Source organism: Mammaliicoccus lentus (genome assembly GCF_947036595.1).
Classification (GTDB): domain Bacteria; phylum Bacillota; class Bacilli; order Staphylococcales; family Staphylococcaceae; genus Mammaliicoccus; species Mammaliicoccus lentus.
Map to the genome: position 1 here is coordinate 381304 of NZ_OX344834.1, position 25162 is coordinate 406465.

22 protein-coding genes and 1 riboswitch are annotated in these 25162 nt (G+C 31.6%); of the genes, 14 read left to right on the forward strand and 8 right to left on the reverse strand.

Annotated elements, in window-relative coordinates; all coding sequences use genetic code 11:
* Positions 1 to 11 precede the first annotated feature (11 nt).
* The 6 genes from ACNMOQ_RS01715 to ACNMOQ_RS01740 form a co-directional block, all read right to left on the reverse strand.
* Positions 12 to 167 carry a hypothetical protein gene (locus ACNMOQ_RS01715; protein ID WP_017000186.1) on the reverse strand — a complete coding sequence of 52 codons (156 nt, stop codon included), beginning with the start codon at positions 165 to 167 and terminating at the stop codon, positions 12 to 14.
* A 23-nt stretch (positions 168 to 190) separates the two neighbouring features.
* Positions 191 to 1222: a zinc-binding dehydrogenase gene (locus ACNMOQ_RS01720; RefSeq protein ID WP_017000187.1), complete on the reverse strand. Its 1032-nt coding sequence runs from the start codon at positions 1220 to 1222 to the stop codon at positions 191 to 193.
* Between the two features lie 20 nt (positions 1223 to 1242).
* The gene (locus tag ACNMOQ_RS01725) at positions 1243 to 2502 is read right to left on the reverse strand and encodes a PTS galactitol transporter subunit IIC (protein ID WP_017000188.1); all 1260 of its coding nucleotides are present in this window, start codon (positions 2500 to 2502) and stop codon (positions 1243 to 1245) included.
* Positions 2503 to 2596: 94 nt separating this feature from the next.
* Complete coding sequence (locus tag ACNMOQ_RS01730) at positions 2597 to 2875, reverse strand: PTS sugar transporter subunit IIB (RefSeq protein ID WP_239724034.1); 279 nt, start codon at positions 2873 to 2875, stop codon at positions 2597 to 2599.
* Positions 2876 to 2939: 64 nt separating this feature from the next.
* The gene (locus tag ACNMOQ_RS01735) at positions 2940 to 3407 is read right to left on the reverse strand and encodes a PTS sugar transporter subunit IIA (RefSeq protein WP_070045189.1); all 468 of its coding nucleotides are present in this window, start codon (positions 3405 to 3407) and stop codon (positions 2940 to 2942) included.
* Between the two features lie 19 nt (positions 3408 to 3426).
* Positions 3427 to 5454: a BglG family transcription antiterminator gene (locus tag ACNMOQ_RS01740; protein WP_017000191.1), complete on the reverse strand. Its 2028-nt coding sequence runs from the start codon at positions 5452 to 5454 to the stop codon at positions 3427 to 3429.
* Between the two features lie 308 nt (positions 5455 to 5762).
* Here ACNMOQ_RS01740 and ACNMOQ_RS01745 point away from each other — a divergent pair, with 308 nt between their 5' ends.
* The 8 genes from ACNMOQ_RS01745 (at position 5763) to ACNMOQ_RS01780 (ending at position 16040) form a co-directional block, all read left to right on the forward strand.
* Complete coding sequence (locus ACNMOQ_RS01745; protein ID WP_017000192.1) at positions 5763 to 6446, forward strand: RluA family pseudouridine synthase; 684 nt, start codon at positions 5763 to 5765, stop codon at positions 6444 to 6446.
* 114 nt (positions 6447 to 6560) lie between these two features.
* Positions 6561 to 7268: a MerR family transcriptional regulator gene (locus ACNMOQ_RS01750; RefSeq protein ID WP_064211777.1), complete on the forward strand. Its 708-nt coding sequence runs from the start codon at positions 6561 to 6563 to the stop codon at positions 7266 to 7268.
* Positions 7269 to 7515: 247 nt separating this feature from the next.
* Positions 7516 to 8784, forward strand: coding sequence for an MFS transporter (locus tag ACNMOQ_RS01755; protein WP_064211778.1), 1269 nt, complete (start codon positions 7516 to 7518; stop codon positions 8782 to 8784).
* 208 nt (positions 8785 to 8992) lie between these two features.
* Positions 8993 to 10312 (forward strand): Nramp family divalent metal transporter, encoded by a 1320-nt coding sequence (locus ACNMOQ_RS01760; protein ID WP_070045187.1) that lies wholly within the window; start codon positions 8993 to 8995, stop codon positions 10310 to 10312.
* A gap of 182 nt (positions 10313 to 10494) precedes the next feature.
* Positions 10495 to 11568, forward strand: coding sequence for a YkvI family membrane protein (locus ACNMOQ_RS01765; RefSeq protein ID WP_064204622.1), 1074 nt, complete (start codon positions 10495 to 10497; stop codon positions 11566 to 11568).
* Positions 11569 to 11749: 181 nt separating this feature from the next.
* Positions 11750 to 14338: an NEAT domain-containing protein gene (locus ACNMOQ_RS01770; RefSeq protein WP_416350179.1), complete on the forward strand. Its 2589-nt coding sequence runs from the start codon at positions 11750 to 11752 to the stop codon at positions 14336 to 14338.
* Positions 14339 to 14488: 150 nt separating this feature from the next.
* Positions 14489 to 15661, forward strand: coding sequence for a YbfB/YjiJ family MFS transporter (locus ACNMOQ_RS01775; RefSeq protein WP_218688723.1), 1173 nt, complete (start codon positions 14489 to 14491; stop codon positions 15659 to 15661).
* Between the two features lie 19 nt (positions 15662 to 15680).
* Positions 15681 to 16040, forward strand: coding sequence for a DUF2200 domain-containing protein (locus ACNMOQ_RS01780; RefSeq protein WP_323710909.1), 360 nt, complete (start codon positions 15681 to 15683; stop codon positions 16038 to 16040).
* A gap of 68 nt (positions 16041 to 16108) precedes the next feature.
* On the opposite strand, the gene ACNMOQ_RS01785 is transcribed toward ACNMOQ_RS01780, so the two are convergent.
* Together ACNMOQ_RS01785 and ACNMOQ_RS01790 are read right to left on the reverse strand one after the other, a co-directional pair.
* Entirely contained in the window at positions 16109 to 16765 is a 657-nt protein-coding gene (locus ACNMOQ_RS01785; protein WP_416350180.1) for a DMT family transporter, read from the reverse strand.
* Positions 16752 to 16964 carry an EamA family transporter gene (locus ACNMOQ_RS01790; protein ID WP_416350181.1) on the reverse strand — a complete coding sequence of 71 codons (213 nt, stop codon included), beginning with the start codon at positions 16962 to 16964 and terminating at the stop codon, positions 16752 to 16754. Before ACNMOQ_RS01790 ends, ACNMOQ_RS01785 begins: the two co-directional genes overlap by 14 nt.
* 380 nt (positions 16965 to 17344) lie before the next feature.
* Between ACNMOQ_RS01790 and ACNMOQ_RS01795 the strand changes: the two genes are divergently transcribed.
* The 6 genes from ACNMOQ_RS01795 (at position 17345) to ACNMOQ_RS01820 (ending at position 25095) form a co-directional block, all read left to right on the forward strand.
* Positions 17345 to 18346 (forward strand): LacI family DNA-binding transcriptional regulator, encoded by a 1002-nt coding sequence (locus ACNMOQ_RS01795; protein WP_416350182.1) that lies wholly within the window; start codon positions 17345 to 17347, stop codon positions 18344 to 18346.
* A gap of 75 nt (positions 18347 to 18421) precedes the next feature.
* Entirely contained in the window at positions 18422 to 20101 is a 1680-nt protein-coding gene (locus tag ACNMOQ_RS01800; protein ID WP_369964416.1) for an alpha-glucosidase, read from the forward strand.
* 28 nt (positions 20102 to 20129) lie between these two features.
* Positions 20130 to 22046 carry a PTS beta-glucoside transporter subunit IIBCA gene (locus ACNMOQ_RS01805; protein ID WP_416350183.1) on the forward strand — a complete coding sequence of 639 codons (1917 nt, stop codon included), beginning with the start codon at positions 20130 to 20132 and terminating at the stop codon, positions 22044 to 22046.
* A 152-nt stretch (positions 22047 to 22198) separates the two neighbouring features.
* Positions 22199 to 22918: an epoxyqueuosine reductase QueH gene (locus ACNMOQ_RS01810; RefSeq protein ID WP_070045182.1), complete on the forward strand. Its 720-nt coding sequence runs from the start codon at positions 22199 to 22201 to the stop codon at positions 22916 to 22918.
* Between the two features lie 64 nt (positions 22919 to 22982).
* A riboswitch (TPP riboswitch) is annotated at positions 22983 to 23091 on the forward strand.
* Between the two features lie 70 nt (positions 23092 to 23161).
* Positions 23162 to 23839, forward strand: coding sequence for a thiaminase II (tenA, locus tag ACNMOQ_RS01815; protein ID WP_064204625.1), 678 nt, complete (start codon positions 23162 to 23164; stop codon positions 23837 to 23839).
* A 20-nt stretch (positions 23840 to 23859) separates the two neighbouring features.
* Positions 23860 to 25095 (forward strand): acetylornithine deacetylase, encoded by a 1236-nt coding sequence (locus ACNMOQ_RS01820; RefSeq protein WP_416350184.1) that lies wholly within the window; start codon positions 23860 to 23862, stop codon positions 25093 to 25095.
* Positions 25096 to 25162: the final 67 nt, after the last annotated feature.

The window sequence follows — 25162 nt, forward strand, 5'->3', positions numbered from 1 at the left end:
ATTATAAATTGTTATGACTGGTCAGCAGAAACTTCTTTCTTCTTGAATAACTTTGCTCCAAAGTAACTTAAGAAAACAGCACTATTACAAACGAGTAAGTTATTCATGTAAAAATCAGTAATACCTCTCATTGGTCCAAGCATAAAATCTAACATTGGTTCTACCATATTCAATAATCTCCTTTAATAATTTATTGGATAGGGCGGAGTAATACTTTAATACCTTCTCCACCTTTAATGTGGTTATATCCTTCGTCCCATTGTGTTATATCTAATTCAGTAGTAACGAGCGCCTCAGCGTTAACTTCTCCAGTGCTTAATAGTTGTAATGAAGGTTCCCAATCTGCAGGTTTTTGACTTCTACTACCAACAACTCTAATTTCTTTTTGTACGATTTTTTCTAAATCAAAAGGAATTTCAGGGTCTTTAAAAATACCAACTTGAACATATCGGCCTTTTTTACGTAATAAATCAAGACCTTGTTTTGCAGCTGGTACAGCACCTGAACATTCTAATACTACATCAGCGCCATAACCATCTGTTAAACCATTAACGTATTCTTTCAAATCAGTATGTTGGATGTTAACAACGTGATCTAAGTTCAGTTCTTCTGCTTTTTTTAAACGTGCTTTATCGTTGTCTAAGCCAGTAATAATGACTTTTCCACCTTTACTTTTCACAACTTGAGCGACTAATAATCCTATAGGACCTGGCCCCATAACTACAACCGTGTCGTCTTGATAAATATCGATTTTAGAAACAGCATGGTAAGCACAAGCTAATGGTTCTGTCATAGAAGCGGCTTTATAAGATACGTTATCAGGTAATTTATGAACGCTTGCAGCACGAGCAACTAAATAATTAGTAAATCCACCATTTTGCTGTGTTCCTAGACCTTTTCTATGGTTACAAAGGTTGTAGTCACCAGTTTTACAATATTCACATTCACCACATATATAATAAGTTGTTTCTGAAGTCACACGGTCGCCAACTTTAAAATCATTAACATTTGAGCCTACTTCGACAATTTCTCCTGAAAATTCATGACCTAATGTAACAGGGTAGTTTACTTTATAGTGACCCTCATACGTGTGTACATCAGTACCGCAAATACCAGCATAATGAACTTTTATTTTCACTTCATTTTCAGAAGGTGTGGGAATTTCCTTTTCTAATATTTCTAAATTACCAAATCCAGGTTCAGTTTTTACTAATGCTTTCATGAACTTTCATCCCCTTATTATTAATTAAACAAACTAAAGAACTTGAAGATAATATAGTTTAAGATGTTACCACCTTGGTCAAGACTTGAGATTTGTGATGAGCCTGATGGCATTTTGACGTTTGTTCCATCTGCCATACTAGTAAAGATAGGTGCTACATCTGTTGCGATGTATAAAGAAATAGCAACCATAATTGTACCGACAATTACAGAATGTATGATGTTACCACGTGCGGCACCTACTATAAATGCAACAATAAATGGTATTGTTGCTAAGTCACCAAATGGTAAGACTTGGTTACCAGGTAAAATAACTGCTAATAAAACTGTAATTGGTACTAAAATTAATGCAGTTGAAATAACTGCTGGGTGGCCAAGTGCAACTGCTGCGTCTAGACCAATGTAAATTTCACGATCACCGAATCGTTTATTTAACCAAGTACGTGCAGATTCAGAAACTGGCATTAAACCTTCCATTAAAATCTTAACCATACGAGGCATTAATACCATTACTGCTGCCATCGACATACCTAAATTAATAACATCTCCAGCGTTATAACCTGCTAATATACCGATAATCAAACCTAGAACTAAACCAACAAATATAGATTCACCAAATGCGCCGAAACGTTTTTGAATTGTTTCTGGATCAGCGTTTAATTTGTTAATGCCAGGAATTTTTTGAAGTCCTTTTACTAAGAAAATCCCAGGAACATATGAAATTGTACTACCAGTTGCAATTGAAACACCTGGTAGATCATAGAACTCGCTCATCATTGGAGCTGTCCAGTCTGCTACTTTCAGACAAACAATTTGGAATAGTGCAGCAGCGACTAAAGCTTGCCAAATACTACCTGAAATTGCATAAACCATGGCACCCATGAATGTGTAATGCCAGAAGTTCCATATATCTACGTTCATTGTTTTTGTAGTCTTTGTTAATAACATAATGACGTTAATAACGATACCTAATGGAATGATAAAAGCTGCAATAACTGAAGCCCAAGCGATTGAAGAAGTTGCTGGCCAACCTACATCAATAACATTTAAACTTACACCTAAGTTTTTAACCATTGCTTGTGCTGCTGGTCCTAAGTTATTTACAAGTAAATCAATAACTAAAAATATACCTACGAATGCAACACCGATTGTTAAACCTGAACGGAATGCTGCACCGACTTTTTGTCTAAAGAATAAACCTAGTAAAAATATAACAATCGGTAGAATAACCGTTGCACCTAAGTCTAGAAAAGCTTGAATAAAATCTACGAAACCACTCATACCCTACACCATCCTCTTTTTTAGAAGAATGAGGTTGAAATATCAAAGTTGTGAATTTCAACCACATGCTAGTTATTTTGATTTTAAAAACTTATTATTTTTGTAAAGCGTCTAAGATTTCTTTTTTAGTATCTTCTACACCAATACCAGTTAAGAAGTTTCGTGCATTAATTACTGGGAAGTCATATTCTTTTTGAGTCATAGCTGTTGTAACGAGAAGGTCTGCTGTATCCGTATATGCGCCAACTTCTGAAATTTTAATTTGTTTTAAATCTACTTTAATATTGTGTTCTTTAGCCATTTCCTCGATTGCGTTATTTACCACTGTTGATGTTGCGATACCTGCTCCACATGCTACTAATACTTGTTTCATAATTATTTCCTCCTAATTTTAAGAATTTAATATTTAAATTCTTTTCCTGTTATATTTTAATTTTTTAAACTTCGCTTAATTCTTTATCTATCGTTTCTACAATTGTTTCTTTGTCAGTTGCGTTTGCAATAGTTTCTAAAATTTCATCATTTTGGAATATGCCCATTAATTTTTGAAGTAATGAAAGTTGAGCCTCCTCTTTATCCATTGCTAGCATAAAAATTAACTTCACATCTGTTGTTTCTTTTTCTTCTCCCATAATGACAAATGGAACTGTTTCTTTGAGCGTAGCGATACCGATTGCTTTAGATTGTACGTGCTGAATGTCGGTATGCGGGATTGCCACAGAACAATACACAGTTGGTAAACCTGTTGCAAATGAACGTTCTCTTTCTATTACAGCATCTTTATAAGATTCTTTAACATATCCGTTTTGATACATCTGGTCAGATAACTTACTTAATGCTTCTTCATTTGTCGATGCCTCTAAATCTATAAGGACATTCGAGATATCGATTTTCAAATCTTGCATATAACGCAACCCCTTTGTTTTAATCTATTTTTGAGTAATGCTTAATAATTTCATAAACTTCTCTTTTAGATTGAGTTTGTGAAATACGTTGAATATTTTGAGTATCTTGAGACAAATCTCTTAATTGTAGTAGGGGACGTAAATGTTTAAATTTATCAGCTGCAGCAATGACTACAAAGATATAAACGTCTAACCCTGTACTTAATTTAAGAGGTTCTTCTAGTACCAACATACTCATTGAAGTACGGTTAACAGTGTCCTCGCCATCAGCATGAGGTATCGCTATATTTTGATTGATTACCATATAAGTATCGTCAAAAGCATTGTTCATCAAGTCTATATACTGATTATCGATATACCGCATTTTGACAAGGGGTTCAGCTGCTAATTGAATAGCTTCCTCGATATTCATAACATTTTTTGTGAAATGAATATGGTTTACAGGCAATAAATCTTGTAAATCTAAATTGCTATTTATAGACAAAGTAGATGCTTTAATGGATGAATATGCATACGTATCTTCAAATTGATCTTTAATTTGATTGAACAGTTCAGCTTCGTTATGAACCGTGGCATGTTCACGTATAATTGAAAGCATTTTTTCGGCTTGGATATCTGTTTCTAAAGTGTTATTTAATTGACCAAAAACATGTTGCCTTAGCTCGTGTTTCTCTTGAGCAGTCAAAATCGTTTTTGTAATGTACAATTTTTTATTCGTCATAATGTGCATTGGCGAAAATACGATATCAAAATCTAAATCGTATTGATTAAATTCGCGAAGTGACAAAGCATCTAGAAAAATAAATTCTGGAAATACACTTCTTAATTCTTGCAACATTAATTTCGAAATAGAAGTTCCTTGTGTACAAACAACAACGGCTTTTACTTTTTGATCGATATCTTCATCTTGCCTCCGTAAACTTCCGCCTATTAACATTGTTAAATAAACTGTTTCTTTATCCGGTAATTCTTGGTTAAGAAACTTTTCTAAAGGTTTAGAAGATAATTTAACTAAGTGAAAGAGCTCTTTATAATCTTCTTTTAGTGAATTTGTTAAGCTATCAACATCAGATAATTGATAACGAATACGATAAAATGCAGGCTTCATATGATGCATAAGCTGATGAATTAACGATTCTTTATCTTTAAAAGTAATAAATGTTAGTTTTTCAAATTGCTCAATCATTTCTTCAAGTGCATATTGAAGTTCTGGCAGATGTTGAACATCATGTAATTCTGACCATTGAACACTCGTTGATAATAATTGCAAAGTTATAAACAACTTTTCTTGCATAGGTATTTCTTGATAATTTGAAGTTAAAATTTCAGTTGCTTGATATTCTTGAGTATCTGAAAGATCATCATAACCAATAGAAAATGGTGCGACTATCTTATCGTGATTAATTCGCCTTAATATCAAGTAAAGTTTATAAGGTAATGTAAGTGTACTTTCGTCAATGAACATATTATTTAAATATTGTTCCACTTTATTAATGTGTTTGTTAATCAATATTATTTTGTCTTCTTCTATATTTAAACTATTGATTACGTCATTTTCTGAAATATTTAAAGTGAATACTTTATCAATTAATCTCATCAATAAGCGTCTTACTTCAAACTCATTACCAGATAAGTAATATCCTTGTTGGCGTGAATAATTAATTGATACATTGTACGAGCTTATTAATTCCTTTAATTGTTTAATGTCATTGAGCACAGTATTCTTACTTACTTCTAAATCGATTGAGAAGTGATTCAAAGATAGTACTTCATCTTCTCTAAACAACATCAACAAAATGAGGTGCGCGCGCTGATAGGCTGTATAAACCTGCTCACTTTCTTGATGGAGAGTTTCACTAGGAATATTAAGAAAATCTTTAATTGAATCATCAACTATAAAGAAACCTTGACTAGTTCTTTCTATTTGTGGATAGTCTTGTTCTTTCAACCAATCATTTAACTTTTGAATTCTGTATCCTAGTTGTCTGCGAGATATGTTAAACATCGATTCTAAATCTTTACCTTTTATTTTTGGATTTTTGATCATTTCAGTTATGATATTAAAGTTTTCCTTCTGTATATTGATTCCCTCCTTTGTTGTTAAATCCAATTTATCACAGCACATCAAAGAGTTGTACAACCTTTAATCACAAATGTTATTTATATTTATGTACACCATTGTGATTATGTACATAATAAGCGTATTTATTTTTTATAAATGATGTATTTTTATTCCATTTATCTATTATTGATTTTTTATATTTCAATGTTATATTGAATGTTATTAAATTTTTATAAACCCAAAAATTTTAAAGTTGATAAGAATTTTTAATTATTTATATAGGAGTGATTTTAGTGCATATTAATGTACTATATGAGGATAATCATTTACTCATAGTGGAGAAGCCAGTCAATATTGCAGTTCAAGAAGATGCATCAAAAGATATGGATTTATTGAACATGCTAAAAAGTTATATTAAAGAAAAATATAATAAGCCTGGTGATGTATACCTAGGACTTGTACATAGACTTGATAGACCAGTAGGAGGCGTGATGGTATTTGCGCGTACATCTAAAGCAGCGTCTCGTTTGTCTAATGAATTGAGGAAACAACAAATATATCGAAAATATAAAGCGATTATTCGTGGAACATTACCTAATAAACAAGGGGAATTAGTGGATTACTTATACAAAGATCGTAAGAAGAATCTTGTGAGTGTCGTTAGTTCTAAGAATAAAGATGGTAAAAAAGCGATACTTGAATATAAAGTGTTAAGTAAAAAAGATAATTTGAGTATGTTAGAAGTAGAATTAAAAACTGGTAGATCTCATCAAATTAGAGTTCAATTAGCTAATCAAGGTACACCCCTTTATGGTGATCAAAAATATGGGGAGCACGTAAATAAACATGGGCAACAAATTGCGCTTTGGGCATCTAGCTTAAGTGTTAAGCACCCGACTAAAGATGAAATGATTACGGTTGAATCAGAACCACCAAAAGAATATCCATGGGCTGAATTTACACATACGTCAGTCTAACCTGTACATAATATTAAGGAAAAAGTATTTTCTTCTTGCTTATAACGTAAGGTCACAAGATACAATTAAACTAACACTAATATAGTGATCGTTATAAAAATGAGGAGGCAAAATATGAAGTGGACTACAGGTGAAGTAGCAGAATTATGTGATATCACAGTTAGAACTGTACAGTATTATGATAAGAAAGGTTTAGTTAAGCCGAGCGTAATTTTAAATAATAGAAGATTTTATACTGAAGAAGAACTCAATCAACTACGAATTGTTACAACATTGAAAGATATGAATTTTTCATTGAAAGAAATTAAAGAATTACTTTATTCAACGCAATCTATTAAAACGCTCAATATGTTGTTAGATGAAAAGTTACTGCAACTTGATGATAATATAGAGCATAATAAGCAAAAGCATAAACAAATTAAGTTTGTAAAAGAGAGTATTAGTAAAGAAAGTAATTATCCTGTATCTAATATTTTAAATTTAAGAAATAAGTCTGAAGAACATCAAAAGATGCAAAACTTTCGAAAAAAGTTTATGGGAATATCAATAGGCGTAGGAGTTATACAATACAGTAGTATATTGATGGCTATATTAAAAAAGAAATGGAAACCAATTATTCTTGTTTATCCATTTATCATATTATATGCAGTAATAGCTTCAAAGCGTTATTATGAGGTCGTTCAATATGTGTGCCCAAATTGTCAAAGGGATTTTAAACCAAAATTTTCAGAGTGGTTTACTTCAAATCATACGTATCAAACTAGAAAATTAAAGTGTCCAAAATGTGGTGTAGAGAGTTATTGTCTTGAGACATATAAATAAAATAATAGATTATAAAAAGCCGAGCCATTGATAATAAATTCAATGGGGTGGCTTTTTTAGTATTAAAAATAAAAGGAATTTTTAGTTAATCTAATTTATGTGCAATTAATCACAAACTATATTTAATTTAAAATATAAAAATTTATGTTGTAAGCGTTTCCTTATTATGCTATATTCAATTTATTAAATAAGTCATCATATGACCACATGAATTTATGGATAAATTAATTATGAAAGTTGGATAAATATGAAGGAAAAAAGAACTAATATTAGATGGTTTTTTGCAATTGCATTTTTCATTATCGGTATAATCGCATATATGGACCGTTCGAATATTTCTATAATTGCAGGACCAATGATGGAAGATTTAAATATGAACAAGACGCAATTTGGTTTATTAGCGTCATTCTTCTCATTAGGTTACGCTTTAATGCAAGTACCTTCAGGGGTTTTAGCGGAGAAATTTGGTCCTAAGAAAATGTTAACAATTGCACTACTTTGGTGGAGTGCTTTCACAATTTTAACAGGTATTATTAAGAATCACGGATTATTATATCTTGTACGTTTCTTATTCGGTGTCGGTGAAGCGCCAATGTACCCTTCTAACGCAGTATTTAACAGTTATTGGTTTAATAAAAATGAAAAAGGTAGAGCATCTTCTGCATTATTAGCAGGGTCGTATTTTGGACCTGTTATTGCACCAATAGTGACAATTGCTATTATGAACGCTTTTGGCTGGCAAGCAGTGTTTTATATATTCGGTCTAGTTGGTATCGTAATTGCTATACTTTGGGCAATTATTGCGAAAGACTTACCTGAACAACATAAAATGGTTAACGAAGCTGAACAAAGATATATTATGGAAACGCGTGATGTAGTAGAAACTGATAAGACTACTGCTCCATGGAAAGTATTTTTCAGTAGATTCAGTTTTTACGCAATTGCAGCACAATACTTTGTTGTACAGTTTGTTATCACGTTATTCTTAATTTGGTTACCTACATACATACACGAAACACATCATGTAGAATTTAATAAAATGGGATTCATTGCAGGTGCACCTTGGTTAGCAATGTTTATATTGATTATGCTAGGTGGTACTATTTCAGATAAAATTTTATCAAGCGGTAAATCTAAATTTATGGCACGTGGCGTAATCGCAATATCTGGATTTGTTGTATTCTGTATCTCACTTTACTTTGCATTATCGACAGATAGTTTAGCTATGAACATATTCTGGTTATCACTTTGTTTAGGTGGTGTAGGTTTATCAATGGGTATGAGTTGGGCTACAGCTACTGATTTAGGTCGTAACTTTGCAGGTACAGTTTCAGGTTGGATGAACTTGTGGGGTAACATCGGTGCATTACTCAGTCCATTATTAGCAGGTTTCCTAGCTGATAGAATTGGTTGGACAATGACATTACAATTAATGATGGTACCAGTAGTATTTGCAATCATTATGTGGTTCTTTATTAAACCAGATAATCCTTTAGTAAAAGATTCTAACGTTTAAGTTTAGTTTAATGATTTATAAAGATGATCTTGGGATGTAAATCCCAAAATCAAAATAAAGCTCCTAATCCTAGTATATTTAACTAATGGATTAGGAGTTTTTAATTATATATGCAATTTCAAACTAGTATAAAAGTTTAGGTATACCTAACAAAAATATTTACAAAACAAGTTAATAGGTTTATCCTCTTCATATAGAGGTGTTAGATATGGGCAGAAGTTTAGAAGAAATTAATAGTACAGTGTCCTTTGACTCTGAGGCAAATGCTTTTAGAAAATTTCTCATGTATTTAGGACCCGGCTTACTAGTAGCAGTCGGATACATGGATCCAGGTAACTGGATTACATCTATGGCTGGCGGGGCACAATTTGGATATATATTATTATTTATTATTTTATTATCAAGTTTAGCAGCGATGTTATTACAAAGTATGAGTGCTCGTTTAGGTGTTGCGAGTGGTATGGATTTAGCACAAGTTACAAAGTATATGTCGAATAAACCACTTGGCATTTTTTCATGGGTGTTAGCAGAATTAGCTATTATGGCAACAGATATCGCCGAAGTAATCGGTAGTGCCATAGCTCTTAATTTATTATTTAATATTCCTTTAGCATTAGGCGTCACAATTACAGTGTTAGATGTCTTTTTATTACTGATGATTATAAAATTAGGTTTCAGAAAAATAGAAGCAATTGTTGGTGTATTAATATTTACAGTTCTCGTAATATTCGTATTTGAAGTATATTTATCATCCCCTGATGCGAGTTCATTATTTGCTGGATTTATCCCTAGTTCTGAAATTGTAACGAATAAGGGTGTGTTATATATAGCTTTAGGTATAATTGGCGCGACGATTATGCCACACAACTTATATTTACATTCATCTATCGTTCAATCTAGAAATTATAAAAGAAATAATCAAGGTAAAAAAAGTGCTATAAAATACGCTATTATAGATTCTAATATTCAATTAACAATTGCATTTGTGATTAATTGTTTATTATTAGTACTAGGTGCCGCATTATTCTATGGCAGTAACGAAGCATTAGGTAGATTCTTTGATTTATACCATGCTCTAAGCCATTCAAACGTTGGCGGTGCTGTAGGTGGCGCTGTGATGAGTACATTATTCGCAATCGCATTACTAGCATCTGGACAGAATTCTACCATCACAGGTACATTATCTGGGCAAATTGTTATGGAAGGATTCTTAAATATTAAATTAAAACCATGGGTACGTAGATTAGTAACTCGTGTGATAGCTGTTATTCCAGTGTTCATTTGTTTATGGTTATATGGTTCAAGTGAATCAAAAATAGAAGATATGTTAATATTTACACAAGTATTTTTAAGTTTAGCATTACCTTTTAGTATTATTCCGTTAATTATGGCGACGAATAATCCTAAAATAATGGGGGAACAATTTACTAATAAAACTTGGATTAACATCATATCTTGGATTTTAGCTGTTGTATTAAGTATCTTAAACATATATTTAATCATAGAAACGATACAAGAATTTTTATAAAACTTATTAAGCTGATAGAATGCGTAACTAAACGTGTTTTATCAGCTTTTTATATATGATGAGATTATAAGAAGTATGAGCAACTATTTCTGTTGTGCAAAATAATTTTACAATTTTAGAATAATTTTATTTTATTAGGGAAGATAAAATTGTATAGCGAAAATTTAAAGGAGAGTTTTAAAGTGAAAGCACACAACAAAGAATCGATAGGAATAGCATTCGCTTATACAGGCGTAATTGTAGGTGCGGGTTTTTCAACAGGACAAGAGCTTCTACAATTCTTTACGAATTTTGGCTTATGGAGCATCCCTGGCGTTATACTAACTGCGATTATTGTAATATTTGTAGGTCGACAAGTTTCAAAAGTTGGATACAGATTAGATACAGAGTCGTATGAAGTTTCCTTAGTAAATATATTTGGTAACAAACTAGGCACCATAATTGATTACATATTAATTTTCTTCTTGTACGGTCTTTCTGTCATTATGATTGCAGGTGCGGGTTCGGCCTTTCAAGATGGTTTTGGTATTGAGCCGTGGCTAGGTTCCTTGATTATGACTATTGCAGTATTTATAACTTTATTGCTTAACTTTGATAACATTATGAAAGCATTAGGGTCGATTACACCATTTTTAATTGTTTTAGTTTTAATTATTGCAGGGTACCATATTATCAATCCAACGATTCCTTTTTCTGAAGTGAATGAGTATAGACAAATAGATCGTACTCCAACAGGATTATGGTGGTGGGACGCAATTACATATGCTGGGCTAGATATGGCAACAGTGTTTAGTTTTTTAACAATCGTAGGATCGGGCGCTAGTTCGCATAAAGTAGCAAGAAGAGGTCCTTTAATAGGAGGTATCATTATTATTGTATTGATGCTTCTAATAAACGTTGGTATGCTTGTTAACTTAAAAGAATCTAACGAATATGGCTTGCCAACATTACTACTGGCAGAACAAATTCATCCTATTTTAGGATTTTGTATGGCTATTATTATGATGCTTGTAATATATAATACAATTGTTGGTTTAATGTATCCATTCTTAACACGTTTTACAAAAGCATATTCAAAAAAATATCTCATGTTACTCATTGTCGGATTATTATTTGGCTACGGATTAAGCTTCGTAGGTTTCGTAGACTTAGTTAATTTCTTCTATCCGATATTTGGTTATATAGGTATAGTCATATCAATTGCGCTATTTATTAGATGGATTATGAATAAATTCACTAAGAAAAAACTAGTTTAAATATATATTTATAGTAGATCGTTTCTTGTAAAAAGAAGCGGTCTTTTTTTAACTGAATAATAATTTACAAAATTATCCAAAAAATTATTTCAAAACTGGAATTGAGATGCTATAATATTTTCAAGCAATTAATGATAACGATTATCATTATCATTGTAATTTATTTAAGGAGAGATTAAGCATGTCAAAACATCGAAATCACATCACGAAGCAAACTGAACCAAAGACAAGACACCACTACTCAATTAGAAAATTCACATGCGGCGCGGCATCCATAGCGATAGGAGCTACTTTATTTTTAGGTATTAACCATGAAGCTCATGCAATGGATGATCAAGCTACTCCAGTAAATGACCTTAATAGTGCAAGAACAGAAGCGCCACAAAATATTGCAGATAACAGTAAACCTGCAGATGCCACAACAGTTGAGAAGAAAACAGATAAAGAACCTACAGGGTCTGAAGCATCTACAGTTCAACCAAATAAAGAAAATAGCACAGTAGAAAATAATCAGAATGGAAATGCTCAACCCAACACGAATACAGCAGAACAACCACGAGTAGCGGATAAAGCTGCTGAAAACTCAAATGAACAAGTACAACCAGAAGTAAATAAGCCAACTACTCAACCTTCACAGGCAGATAATAGTAACGTTAATGAAAAAGCTAATGCAAACAATCAATTACAAGATTTAGGATTTGTTGTTAAAAAAGAAAAAACGGAAGATAAATCAGTTATGGATGACTATTTAGAACATCCTTCAAAAGTTAAACATGAGAATGATAAATCATATGTACAATTCACTCTAAAAAACCCTTCATGGTGGAAAATGTTCGAATTATATGACGGAACAAATAAATTAAACATAGAAACTTTATCAGAAGACAAAGACAAGTGTACTGTTCAAGCTGAAGTAAACCCTGGTGTAAAAGAATTAACATCAAAAGTACATATTGTTGTGCCATTTATAAACTATGATAATAAATATACAACTCGTTTATTTTTCGATAATGAAGTACCAGCACCACCAGTTAAAGAGCCAGCTACACCAGCAGAAGAACCTAAAAATGATAATATGTCAGCAAATAAAGAAGAACAGACTTCGAAATTAAGAGAAGATGTTAAAAATCCTTCTATTCATGATAAAAAATTAAATGATGAAATGAGACCAATTAATTATGCGATTTTCAATAATGAAACAAATGAAAAATTAACTTATTACAGTTTAATGATTAAAAATCCAGCTCATATTATTTTTGATGGTAAGCAACCAATTGTAGAATTTAAGGTGGATGGACCTTCTACATGGTTAGAGTTTGATTTATTTGATGGAACAGATAAATTAGATTATGAAGTTGTTTCTTACGATACTGAAAATGAAGTTGCAACAGTAAGGGTTAAAGTAAAAGAAAATACAAAAGAAATTAAAATTAAAGGTACTGGTAAAGCATTGGGTATGGTTAATGAATATCCATTAGGTAAAATTGTATTCGAAAAACCAATCGTAAATGAGAAAAATAATTATGATAGCCAATCTGATTATAAAAAGAAAAAAGATAGAGAAAAATATGATAATGCTAAAACTTTAGAAGATAAAATACGCGAACTTAAAAAATTAATCAATAAAGTACAAGACAAAGAAAAAGAAAGTTATACAAAAGAATTACAAGATCTAGAAAATAAATTAGATAAAGAATTAAAATCTGCTGTAACTGAGTTTGAGAATGCACCGATTACAAAAGTTGATATAAATAATCCAAATGAAAGAAAAATCACAATCTTACACAGCTCGAAACCAGAACAATCACATATGGATTTTGAAGTGAAACGACCGGTACAAGTGATCGAACAAAATGGTAAAAAGATGCTTCTTGTGACATTATCTCATGATTCTATGTGGAAAGATTTCCAAGTTGAAGGTAAAGATGGATATAAACGACCACTTACTATAAATAGAGATAAAGAAAAAGATGAAAGAACAATTATGTTCCCTCTAGAAGAAGGTAAAGATATTTATAACACAATTATCAAAATACATTTAGTTACACCTGAAGTTGAATATGAAGGTTCTTATCACGTTAGAATTAATGATTTAGGTGATGTTGTTGATTCAGGAACAAACATGGATAAACCAGCGATGAAGCCAGAAGAGAAACCGATGCCATCAGAACCAGCAACGAAGCCAGAAGAGAAACCGATGCCATCAGAACCAGCAACGAAGCCAGAAGAGAAACCGATGCCATCAGAACCAGCAACGAAGCCAGAAGAGAAACCGATGGCAACAAAACCAGTAATGAAGCCAGAAGAGAAACCAATGCCATCAGAACCAGCAATGAAAGCAGAAGAGAAACCGATGGCAACAAAACCGGCAATGAAAGCAGAAGAGAAACCGATGGCAACAAAACCAGCAATGAAAGCAGAAGAGAAACCAATGGCGACAAAATCAGAAGAGAAGTCTGATGAAAAAGAATGTACTAACAAAATGAAAGACGTGCCGATGAAAGACGCTAAAAACACAACTGGTATGTCATCAAGTATGCCAGAAAAACAATCTAATATGTCGGCAATGAAACAAACAAATAGTAAAGAAATGATGAAAAAAGATAATAAAGGAAAAGCAGAAGAGAAATCTAAACAAAAAGAAAATAAAAAAGCTTTACCTAAAACTGGGGAATCAGAAATTGTAAATACAACATTATTTGGATCTTTACTAGCAGCATTTGGAGCGTTCTTCTTATTTGGTAAAAGAAAAAGAAAAGAAGAAAAATAATAATTAAAATATAAAATGAAAAACAGAGGCGATTCTTAAAATGACAAGAGTTGTCTCTGTTTTTGTATTGAATTTTATGAGATTTGATATTGTTTATGATAGATAAGAAGTAGATAATAATATTAAGTAGTTAGAAAGAGGTGTACAACTTTGTCGGTAAATAAAACATATAAACAACTATTACTCGGAATGTTGTCTCTTTTTATCGTGATGGCGATAGGTCGCTTTTCATATACACCTATTTTGCCATTTATGCAAAAAGCGACGAATTTAAGTAATCAAGATGCGGGATTATTAGCTACAATTAATTATTTGGGATATTTATTAGGAGCAATGATACCTACGTTTTACATATTTAAAAGTAAAGTAATCGATTTAAAATTATATTTATTAATCAATATTATTTCCGTACTATTTATGGGCTTTACAAGTGAGTTTATTACATGGAATATACTGAGATTTATAGCAGGTATTACGAGTGGTACAGTTTTTGTATTGGCTTCAAATGTAGTATTAGAATCGTTAAATAAAGGGAATAAATCACATTTATCAGGTTTCTTATATAGTGGAGTGGGTATTGGTATTTTTACGAGCAGTATATTTGTACATTTTTATACCAGTGCACAAAATTGGTCGGGAACCTGGATAATACTAGGTGTTTCATCACTTATAATTGGCTCAATTGTAGTGTTTTCAATGAAAGAGATTGAAGATCCTATAAAGACGCAACAGAAAGATTTAAAAGTACCTCATAAAGAGACATATACGAAATGGTTTTTCGTATTCTTCTCAATTGCATATTTACTAGAAGGCGCTGGATATATTGTTACCGGTACATTTTTAGTAGCAATCGTGGAATCTATCCCAAATTTACATGAATATGCTGCTTTAAGTTGGATGTTTGTAGGTTTAGCTGCAATCCCGTCATGTGTATTATGGTCGATATTAGGTAATAAGATTGGAAACGCAAAGGCTGTCAATTTAGCGTTTATGTTACAAATCATTGGCGTAATTTTACCTGTATTTTCTCATAGTGTAATAAGTCTTATTATTAGTTCTTGTTTATTTGGTTCTACATTTTTAGGTTTAACGACTTTATTTATGTCAAAAGGGCAAGTTATAAGCGCTGTTCAAGGTATGAATTTTGTAGCTATACTTACATTTATATATAGTTTAGGACAAGTTATCGCACCTTACTTTGCCGGTATATTAATTGGAGATACGAACAATTATAACCATGCTTTAATTTTTGCATCTATACTTCTTATATTAGGTTTAATAGCAAGTAGTTTAAGCCAAGTGAAAATGAAAACAAGAATATAGAATTTAAAGGAGAGATATTATGGAAAAACATAAAATATATTCAATGAGCGTATCAAGTGTATATCCTCATTATGTGAAAAAAGTAGAGAAAAAAGGCAGAACAAAAGAAGATGTAGATGAAGCTATTACTTGGTTAACAGGATATGATGAGAAGGAATTAGAACAAATATTAGATGTAGGAACTGACTTCGAAACATTCTTTAACGAAGCACCAAATTTAAATCCAAATAGAAAATTAATTAAAGGTGTCATTTGTGGTATTCGTGTTGAAGATATAGAAGAACCAATCATGCAAGAGATTAGATACTTAGATAAGCTTATAGATGAACTAGCAAAAGGAAAAAAGAAAGAGAATATATTTAGAAAAGAAAAACAATAATATTATAACGTATAAAAAGTCTTGTTCTGATTTAAGAACAAGACTTTTTATTATGAAATTTAAATATTTTAGCCGCTTTTAACTTGTTGAGAAATAATCAATGATAATAAAACAACTGCGCTACCAATTATAATGTTAAGCGTTAAATGCTCATGTAATATTAAAACGCCTAATAATACCCCAACGACAGGTACAATATAATTTGATAACGAAGCAAACACAGCATCGTATTGTCTAACGAGAATGTTATAAATAACATAAGCTAAAGCAGAATGGACTAAACCAAGTATGATCAAGGAAGACCACTGTAAAGAATCAAAGTGTAAAGTAAATGTATTAGAAGAAAATATAGTAATTGGTATTAAAATAATGGTCGCAATCGATAAAACGTTTCTCATATGATGGATTGGAACGTCATCTTGTAAATTTTGCATAAGAACTAAAGATATAGCAAAACTTAATGAAGCAATTAATAATAGACCTAGTGAAACATATTCTACTAAACCTAACTTTTCAGGATTCCAAGAAAGTATTACAATACCAAAAATACCTAATATTAAAGCGAAAATCTCAACTAAATTAAATTTACGTTGTCTAATTAAAATTAAAATAAACAATGTGAACACAGGTGTTAATGCAATAATAATAGAAGCCATACCACTAGAAATATAACGCTGACCTTGCACAATAAATATAAATGGAATAACAACTTCAAAAAATAGCAATTAATATGTAAAGACCCCATTGTTTTTTATAGGGCGTTTTGCGCATAAATAATGTCATTATAAATAAAAATAAAGTAGCAAGTAATGCTTTATAAAAAGAAATCGTAATAGAAGAAGCATCATGTGTAATCAGAGCAATGAATAAAAATTGAGAGCCCCAAATTAAACTTAAAGTAAATAATAAAGTGTACTTTCTCATAATTAACCTCCTTACTTAAAAGTTATACTAAAATTAAACTCCAATTATGATGTTACAGAAGAAATATAAGAATTTAAACAAAGTGAATTTAGTTTTTATATAATTAACGAACTTCATACTTAATCCAACCTTAACACAATTGCCTCTCATCACTGATTGTTATAAAATAAAATGAAATTCATAATTTACAAAAGAAGGGGGAAACAATATGGAAATATGGGACTTATATGATAAAGATAGACAACTGCTTGAAAATAAAATGGTAAGGGGTAATGATATGAAAGATACACTTGGTGGATTTATGTAATTATAGATTGACAAATATTATTAAATGTTTTAACCTTTATATGAAATCGATTTCATATAAAGGCGGTATAAAAATGGCAACTATTAAGGATGTAGCTAAGCATGCAGGTCTATCGGTCACAACTGTGTCTCGTTATTTAAATCATCATCCTTATATAACTGAGGAAAAGAAAGAAAAGATTAAGCTTGCTATGAAAGAATTAGACTATTCTCCAAACTCAGCTGCAACTCAATTAAGATCAAATAAGTCTTTTACTATCGGTATTATCGTTTCAAGAATTACGAATCCTTTTTTTGCATACCTTATTGATTCTATCGAAAAAGTTGTGAAAAAAACAAATTATCATACATTAATAATGCAAACATATGATAATAAAGATGAAGAATTAAGGTTATTAAATATGCTAAAACAAAAGCATATAGATGGTATCATTATGGCTTCTATTGAAAATGATTTATCTGTAATTGAACAATATGAACAATATGGACCAATAGTAATTACCGGTGATATCTCTTTATCGTCTTCTACGTTACCAGTAGTTGGAACAAATCAAGAAAACGCTACTTACAGAGCTATTTTATATCTAATAGAAAAAGGTTATACAGATATAGCATATTGTACGGGTGGGGAGTTTAAAGAAACCAAACATGGTTCTTCACGAAATAGAGGATATATTAAGGCATTGCAAGACAACAATATTCCTTTAAATTTTGACCGTATATATAAAAATATACATACTATTAATGATGGGGAAGAAATCGCTAAAAGTATCTTGAATCTTGATAAAGAAAAATGGCCAAGAGCTATATTTGCTGGAAGTGATGAAGTAGCAGCAGGTATGATTAAGACATTTATCCAAAATGAGGTAAACATCCCAGAGGAGATAGCAATAATGGGATATGATAATCAACCCTTATCTGAAATGCTCAGTATCCCTCTATCCACAGTTTCTCAACCTATAGACGAAATAGGGATTGAAACGACAAACTTATTAATGAGTTATTTAAACGAATGTGAATATATTGTAAATAAAGAAGCACTAGAATTAGATATTATTGTAAGAAGTTCTACATAAAAAACAAGCAACTTTATATAAGTTGCTTGATTAAAACATAAATATGGTATCGATACCATAAAGGAGAGAGACAAAATGAAACAAAAATGGTGGCAAAAAGAAATAATTTATCAAATTTATCCTAGAAGTTTTTACGATAGTAATAATGATGGAATTGGAGATATCAAGGGTATAACTCAAAAACTAGATTATTTAAAAGAGTTAGGCATAACAATGATTTGGATTTGTCCGATTTATAAATCACCTATGGTAGATAACGGTTATGATATTTCTGATTACTTAGATGTTAACAATGAGTTTGGCTCGATGGAGGATTTAAATGAATTATTAAGTAAAGCGAAAGAAATAGGTATTAAAGTTATATTAGATCTTGTTATCAATCATACATCAGATGAGCATTATTGGTTCCAAGAAGCTTTAAAAAATCCAAGTAGCACTTATAGAGATTATTACATCATAAAAGAGGGGATAAATGGAAACCCACCGAATAATTGGCGCTCTATATTTGGTGGTAGCGTGTGGACGAAACTTCCAAATGAAGATAAATATTATTTACATGTATTCGATAAAAAGCAACCTGATTTAAATTTTGAGAATCCAGAACTTAGACAAGCAATTTATAAAATGATTACCACTTGGCTAGATAAAGGTCTTGCAGGGTTTAGAATAGATTCCATTACATTTTTAAAAAAAGATCAAGGTTTTGAGAGTTTACCTGCTGACGGTAATGATAATTTAGTTACTTGTAAATATAAAACAAGAAATCAACCTGGAATAGAAAAGTTTTTACATGAATTAAAACGTGAAACTTTTGATAAATATGATTGTGTAACTGTAGGAGAAGCACCGGGCGTAAAATATGACGAACTATCTGACTTTATAGGAGAAGATGGATATTTTTCTATGATTTTTGACTTTAAATACGCTGACATAGATGTTGAATCCGGAAGTGACTGGTTTAAACGAACTAATTGGACTACGGAAGAATTTAAAAAATTAATATACAATAGTCAACTCGCAATTCAAAAAGTAGGATGGGGTGCTAACTTTATAGAAAATCATGACCAACCTAGAGCACTTTCAAAATATATCAAAGACGAAAAATATCAGAACTTCTTTGGAGGAAGTGCTTTGGCGATGATGTATTTCTTCTTAAGAGGTACACCTTTTATATATCAGGGGCAAGAACTTGGTATGACTAATTTTAATAGACAATCAATCGATGAATTTAATGATATTTCAAGCATAGACAATTATTATCGTTCCATTGATGAAGGATTTAGTAAAGAGGAAGCATTAAATTTTGTGAATTTGCGTAGCAGAGATAATACACGCACACCTTTCCCATGGGATAATTCAAAAAATGGGGGCTTTACAAAAGGCTTACCTTGGTTACCTTTAACTGAAGAATACCCTCAAATTAATGCTGCGGAACAATTAAATAGTAATAAATCTTTATTTAACTTTTATAAAAAACTTATAGATTTAAGAAATAACTCTGAATATAAAGACGTATTCATAAATGGAGAATTTCAACCTATAACTCATGATATTAATGAGAACATTATTAGTTATTACCGACAAAAAGATAGTAAAACTATTCAAGTTATTGTTAACTTATCAAATGAAAATTCTCATATTAAGTTAGGTACAGATAAATATAAAATTATTTTAAATAACTATGAGGATGTAAATACTAAGTTAAATGAAATTTCACTTAAACCTTATGAAGCAATAACTTTAGAACTCATGTGAATAAAAATTTATGAAAGAGGTGAAAATTATGAGTAACAATAAATATGAAAATATCGCTCATAGCATCGTAAATGAAATTGGGGAAGATAATATTGAAAGTGTTACACATTGTGCTACAAGATTACGCTTATCAGTTAAAGATAGAAAAAGTATAAACGATGAAGCAATTGAAGAGATAGAAGAAGTAAAAGGTGTTTTTTATACTGGTGGTCAATATCAAATTATTTTAGGCACAGGTATAGTTAATAATGTGTATGAAGAAATATCAAAAGCAAACCATTTTGAGGAAACATCGAAGGATGAAATGAAGAATGAGAATCAAGGAAGTATTCAACGTGCAATTAGATTATTAGCGGATGTATTCATACCAATTATACCAGTGTTGGGAGCTACAGGTTTATTCCTAGGTCTTAAAGGAGTCGTCTTTAATGAGTCAGTTTTAGGGTTTTTCGGTGCCAGCCCTGAAATGATACCCAACTATATACAAACATTAATAACTGTTTTGACTGATACAGCATTTGCATTCCTGCCTGCATTTATAGCTTGGAGTGCGTTTAGGACCTTTGGTGGGACCCCAATTATTGGTTTCTTAATAGGTCTTATGCTTGTATCGCCGGCATTACCAAACGCTTATGATGTAGCAAGTGGAGATACTGATCCTATAATGGTTGGTGGATTTATTCCTATCGTAGGATATCAAGGAAGTATTTTAACTGCATTGTTTTCAGGAATAATTGGTGCAAAGCTTGAGAAAAGACTAAGAAAGATAATGCCAAATGCATTAGATTTAATATTCACACCATTTTTCGTTATATTATTAATGATGATTTTCTCACTATTTATTATGGGACCGATTGTACATGGTATAGAATCACTTGGTATTACAGTAGTTAAATCATTTATTCATTTACCATTTGGATTTGGTGGATTATTGATTGGCTTTTTATATCCTTTAGCTGTTATGACTGGATTGCACCATATGTTTATTATTGTAGAAACTTCGTTATTAGCTTCAACTGGATTTAATCCACTTATCACTTTGGCAGCTATGTATGGTTTTTCTAATGCTGGTGTATGTCTTGCATTATCATTAAGAAGTAAAAAAGCATCATTTAAAACTGCAGGTATAAGTGCAACAATTACACAATTATTAGGTGTAAGCGAGCCTGCGTTGTTTGGTGTTGTACTTCGTAGTGGAATTAGACCATTAAGTATTATGCTACTTTGTTCGGCTTTAGGTGGTGGAGTTCTCGCTTTATTAAATATACAAGCAAACTCTTATGGATTAGCTGTTATACTATCACCACTTATGTATATATATGATTTTAGCCAATTATTAACTTATGTAATTGTTGGTATTGCTACATTTGTATTAGGATTCATTATTACAAATGTATTTGGCGTATCAAAAGTTACCAATGTAGTAACTGAAAGTACAAATCAATCAGAATTAGATGATGAAGAGTTAGAAACCAAGAATAAAATTCCTGAAATGTTAAACAGTGTTACACAAGGAAAAATAATATCCTTAGCAGATGTAAATGACCCGGTATTTTCTCAACGAATGATGGGTGAAGGTTTTGGTACAATACCAGAAATTGATGAGATATACAGTCCAATAAAAGGTAGAGTTACTTTAATTTCAGATTCTAAACATGCCATTGGCTTTGAAACAGAAGAAGGACTAGAAATTTTAGTGCACATGGGAATAGACACAGTTGAAATTAAAGAAGATGTATTCGAGCTTAATGTTAAAGAAGGACAAGTTGTTAAACCAGGTCAATTAATTGCTAAAATGGATAGAAATCGAATCATAGAATTAAATAAAGAAACGACTATTATCACAGTTGTTACTAATAGTGTTGATAAAGTTAACCATTTAAAATTACTTAAACAAGGATTGGTCTATAATAACGAGCGAATAGCAGAACTTAATTTAAAATAAATATATTTAAAAAGAGGTTCTTGAGATAATAAAAGAATCTCTTTTTTGCGGCTAATACCCACGCATATCCAACCTTAACACAATTGCCTCTCATCACTGATTGTTATAAAATAAAATATATTTTACAATTTTTAACATAAGGAGTGTTGAGGTTGATTGCTGCGAATAACATTATTGATAAGATGAAAAATCAAAAGATTAATTACGATAGAGTAATGAGAAAAATGATAAGTGATTGGGAGCGTCAAGAGGAAAGACCTAGTATTTTAATTCATAGTTGTTGTGCACCTTGTAGTACTTATACGTTAGAGTTGTTAACGGAGTATGCTGATGTTGCGATTTATTTTGCGAATCCTAATATTCATCCTAAAGCTGAGTATCAAAGAAGAGCTAAGGTTCAAGAAGATTTTGTTACAGCTTTTAATGAGAAAATGAATACGAATGTCAAATATATAGAGGCGCCATATGAGCCACATAAATTTATGAAAATGGTAAAGGATAAAGAACTTGCTGATGAGAATGAAGGTGGTCTAAGGTGTACTGCTTGTTTTGAAATGCGTCTAGAACTTGTTGCTGAAGCGGCTGTAAACTTAGGCTATGACTATTTTGCGAGTGCTTTAACACTGTCACCTAAGAAAAACGCTCAATTGATTAATGAATTAGGTATGGAAGTACAAAGTATTTATAATGTTCATTATTTACCGAGTGATTTTAAGAAGAATAAAGGATATGAAAGATCAATTACGATGTGTAAGGAATATGATATTTTTAGACAATGCTATTGTGGTTGTGTATTTGCAGCTATGCAACAAGGTATTGATTTTAAAGAAGTGAATAAAAGTGCTAAAGCATTTTTAAAGTCATGTGAATAAATTGAAATTTGCAAAAAATATAAAAAGAATGTATGTTGGTGTTACGAACTAATTAAATATACGAAGAAACCACTGGAAGTGCCTTATTTTTAGGCTGAGATTAAAGATTAACTTTAAAATTCCTTGAACCTGATCTAGATGATACTAGCGTAGGAAAGTGGCGTAACTTTATCTGTATGTGAGTACACGCTATTTTCTAATGGAAAATAGCGTTTTTTTTATATTCTTAAGGAGGAAAATACCATGAAATTTACAGAAAGATTATTTGAGCGTGTCGAACCAATTTGGGCATCTTATTTAGAACATCCATTTATTGAAAAGTTAGGTAAAGGTACGTTGGAACAAGAAAAATTTAAACATTGGTTAAGGCAAGATTATATTTATTTAATTGAGTATACGAGATTATTTTTAATAGGAGCATCTAAATCTACAGACTTAAATATGATGACAACGTACGCAGATTTGGCAAATGGAACGTTGCATACAGAAATGGATTTACACCGCGGATATGCTAAGCAATTCGACATTTCTGAAGAGGAGCTACAAGAAACAGAACCAGCAGAAACTACTGTAGCATATACAAGCTATATGCTGAATTTAGCTCAACAAGGTGGAATTGAAAATGTGATTGCAGCTATTTTAACTTGTACATGGAGCTATAATTATATTGGTTTGAAACTAGCAAATATTGAAGGAGCAACAGATCATCCACTTTACGGAGAATGGGTGAAAATGTATTCATCTGACGAATTTACTTTATTTAAAGAAGATTGTATTGAATTAATGGATAAAGTAGCTGAAGGTAAGACTGAAGAAGAATTAGCGCGATTAGAAAATATAGTCGTAAAGACGAGCTACTATGAATATATGTTCTGGGAGATGGCTGAGAATTTAGAAACGTGGTCAGTGCCAGTAAAATAAACTAAAGGCAGGTAGTAGAAATGAACCAAAGACATTTTGATTTAATCGATATGCTCATCAAGTTTAATACTGAAAGTCCTCCTGCTCGCAACACTGATCCATTACAAGATGACATTGAAGATTTACTTAAAGAACTTAATTTTGAAATAGAACGCATACCATTATATGAGAATGATAGTGTCATTAATGCGGTGTTGAGAGGAACGAACAAAGATGCACCTAAATTGATTTTAAATGGTCATGTAGATGTAGCAGAAGTTGGAGATGCTTCAGAATGGTTGCATCCTCCATTTCAGTTAACGAAAGCAGATGAATATTTATATGGTCGTGGTGTGAGTGACATGAAAGGTGGATTTGGAACGTTATTATATGTGATTGAAAAACTTTGTAAAGAAGATATTCAACCGAAAGGCGATATTATCATTCAATCTGTAGTAGGTGAAGAAGTAGGAGAAGCAGGTACTAAGACAGCTTGCGAACAAATTGAAGCAGCCGATTTAGCTATAGTATTAGATACTAGTAATCAAATAGCACAAGGTCAAGGTGGCGTAATAACTGGATGGATAACTGTACAAAGTAAAGAAACCATACATGATGGTGCTAGACAACAGATGATACATGCTGGTGGAGGATTATTTGGAGCAAGTGCAATAGAAAAAATGAGCAAAATAATACAAGCATTGCAAGAATTAGAACAACATTGGTCTGTTATGAAACAATATCCAAATATGCCAAATGGAACAACAACAATTAACCCAGCCGTTATTGAAGGAGGGCGTCACCCTGCATTTATAGCAGACCAATGTCGATTATGGATAACGGTGCATTATTTACCGAATGAAAATTACCAAGAAGTTGTTGAAGAAATCGAATCATATTTAAATAAAGTAGCAGAAGCGGACATTTGGTTGAGAGATAACCCGTTACAATTTGAATGGGGCGGATCTTCCATGATCGAAGACAAAGGTGAGATTTTTCCTAGTTTCACGTTACCGACAGAACACCCAGGACTCAAAATGTTAGCAAAAGCACATGAGAAAGTTATGGAAAGTCAGCTACAACAGGGAATCAGTACGACCGTGACAGACGGAGGATGGTTGAATTATTTTGACATTCCAACAATATTGTATGGACCTGGAGAGCTAAAAGAAGCACACTCAGTAAACGAAAAGATAAAAATAAAAGACTTAGAAAACTTTAGCGACGTATTATACCAATTTTTAAAAGAATGGTATTCAAACCCTGAAAAATTATAAAAGTGAAATAAACTAGAAGAGAGTGGGTGCTCTAACGTGCAAGAAATAAAAGACTAGCCCGTTACAT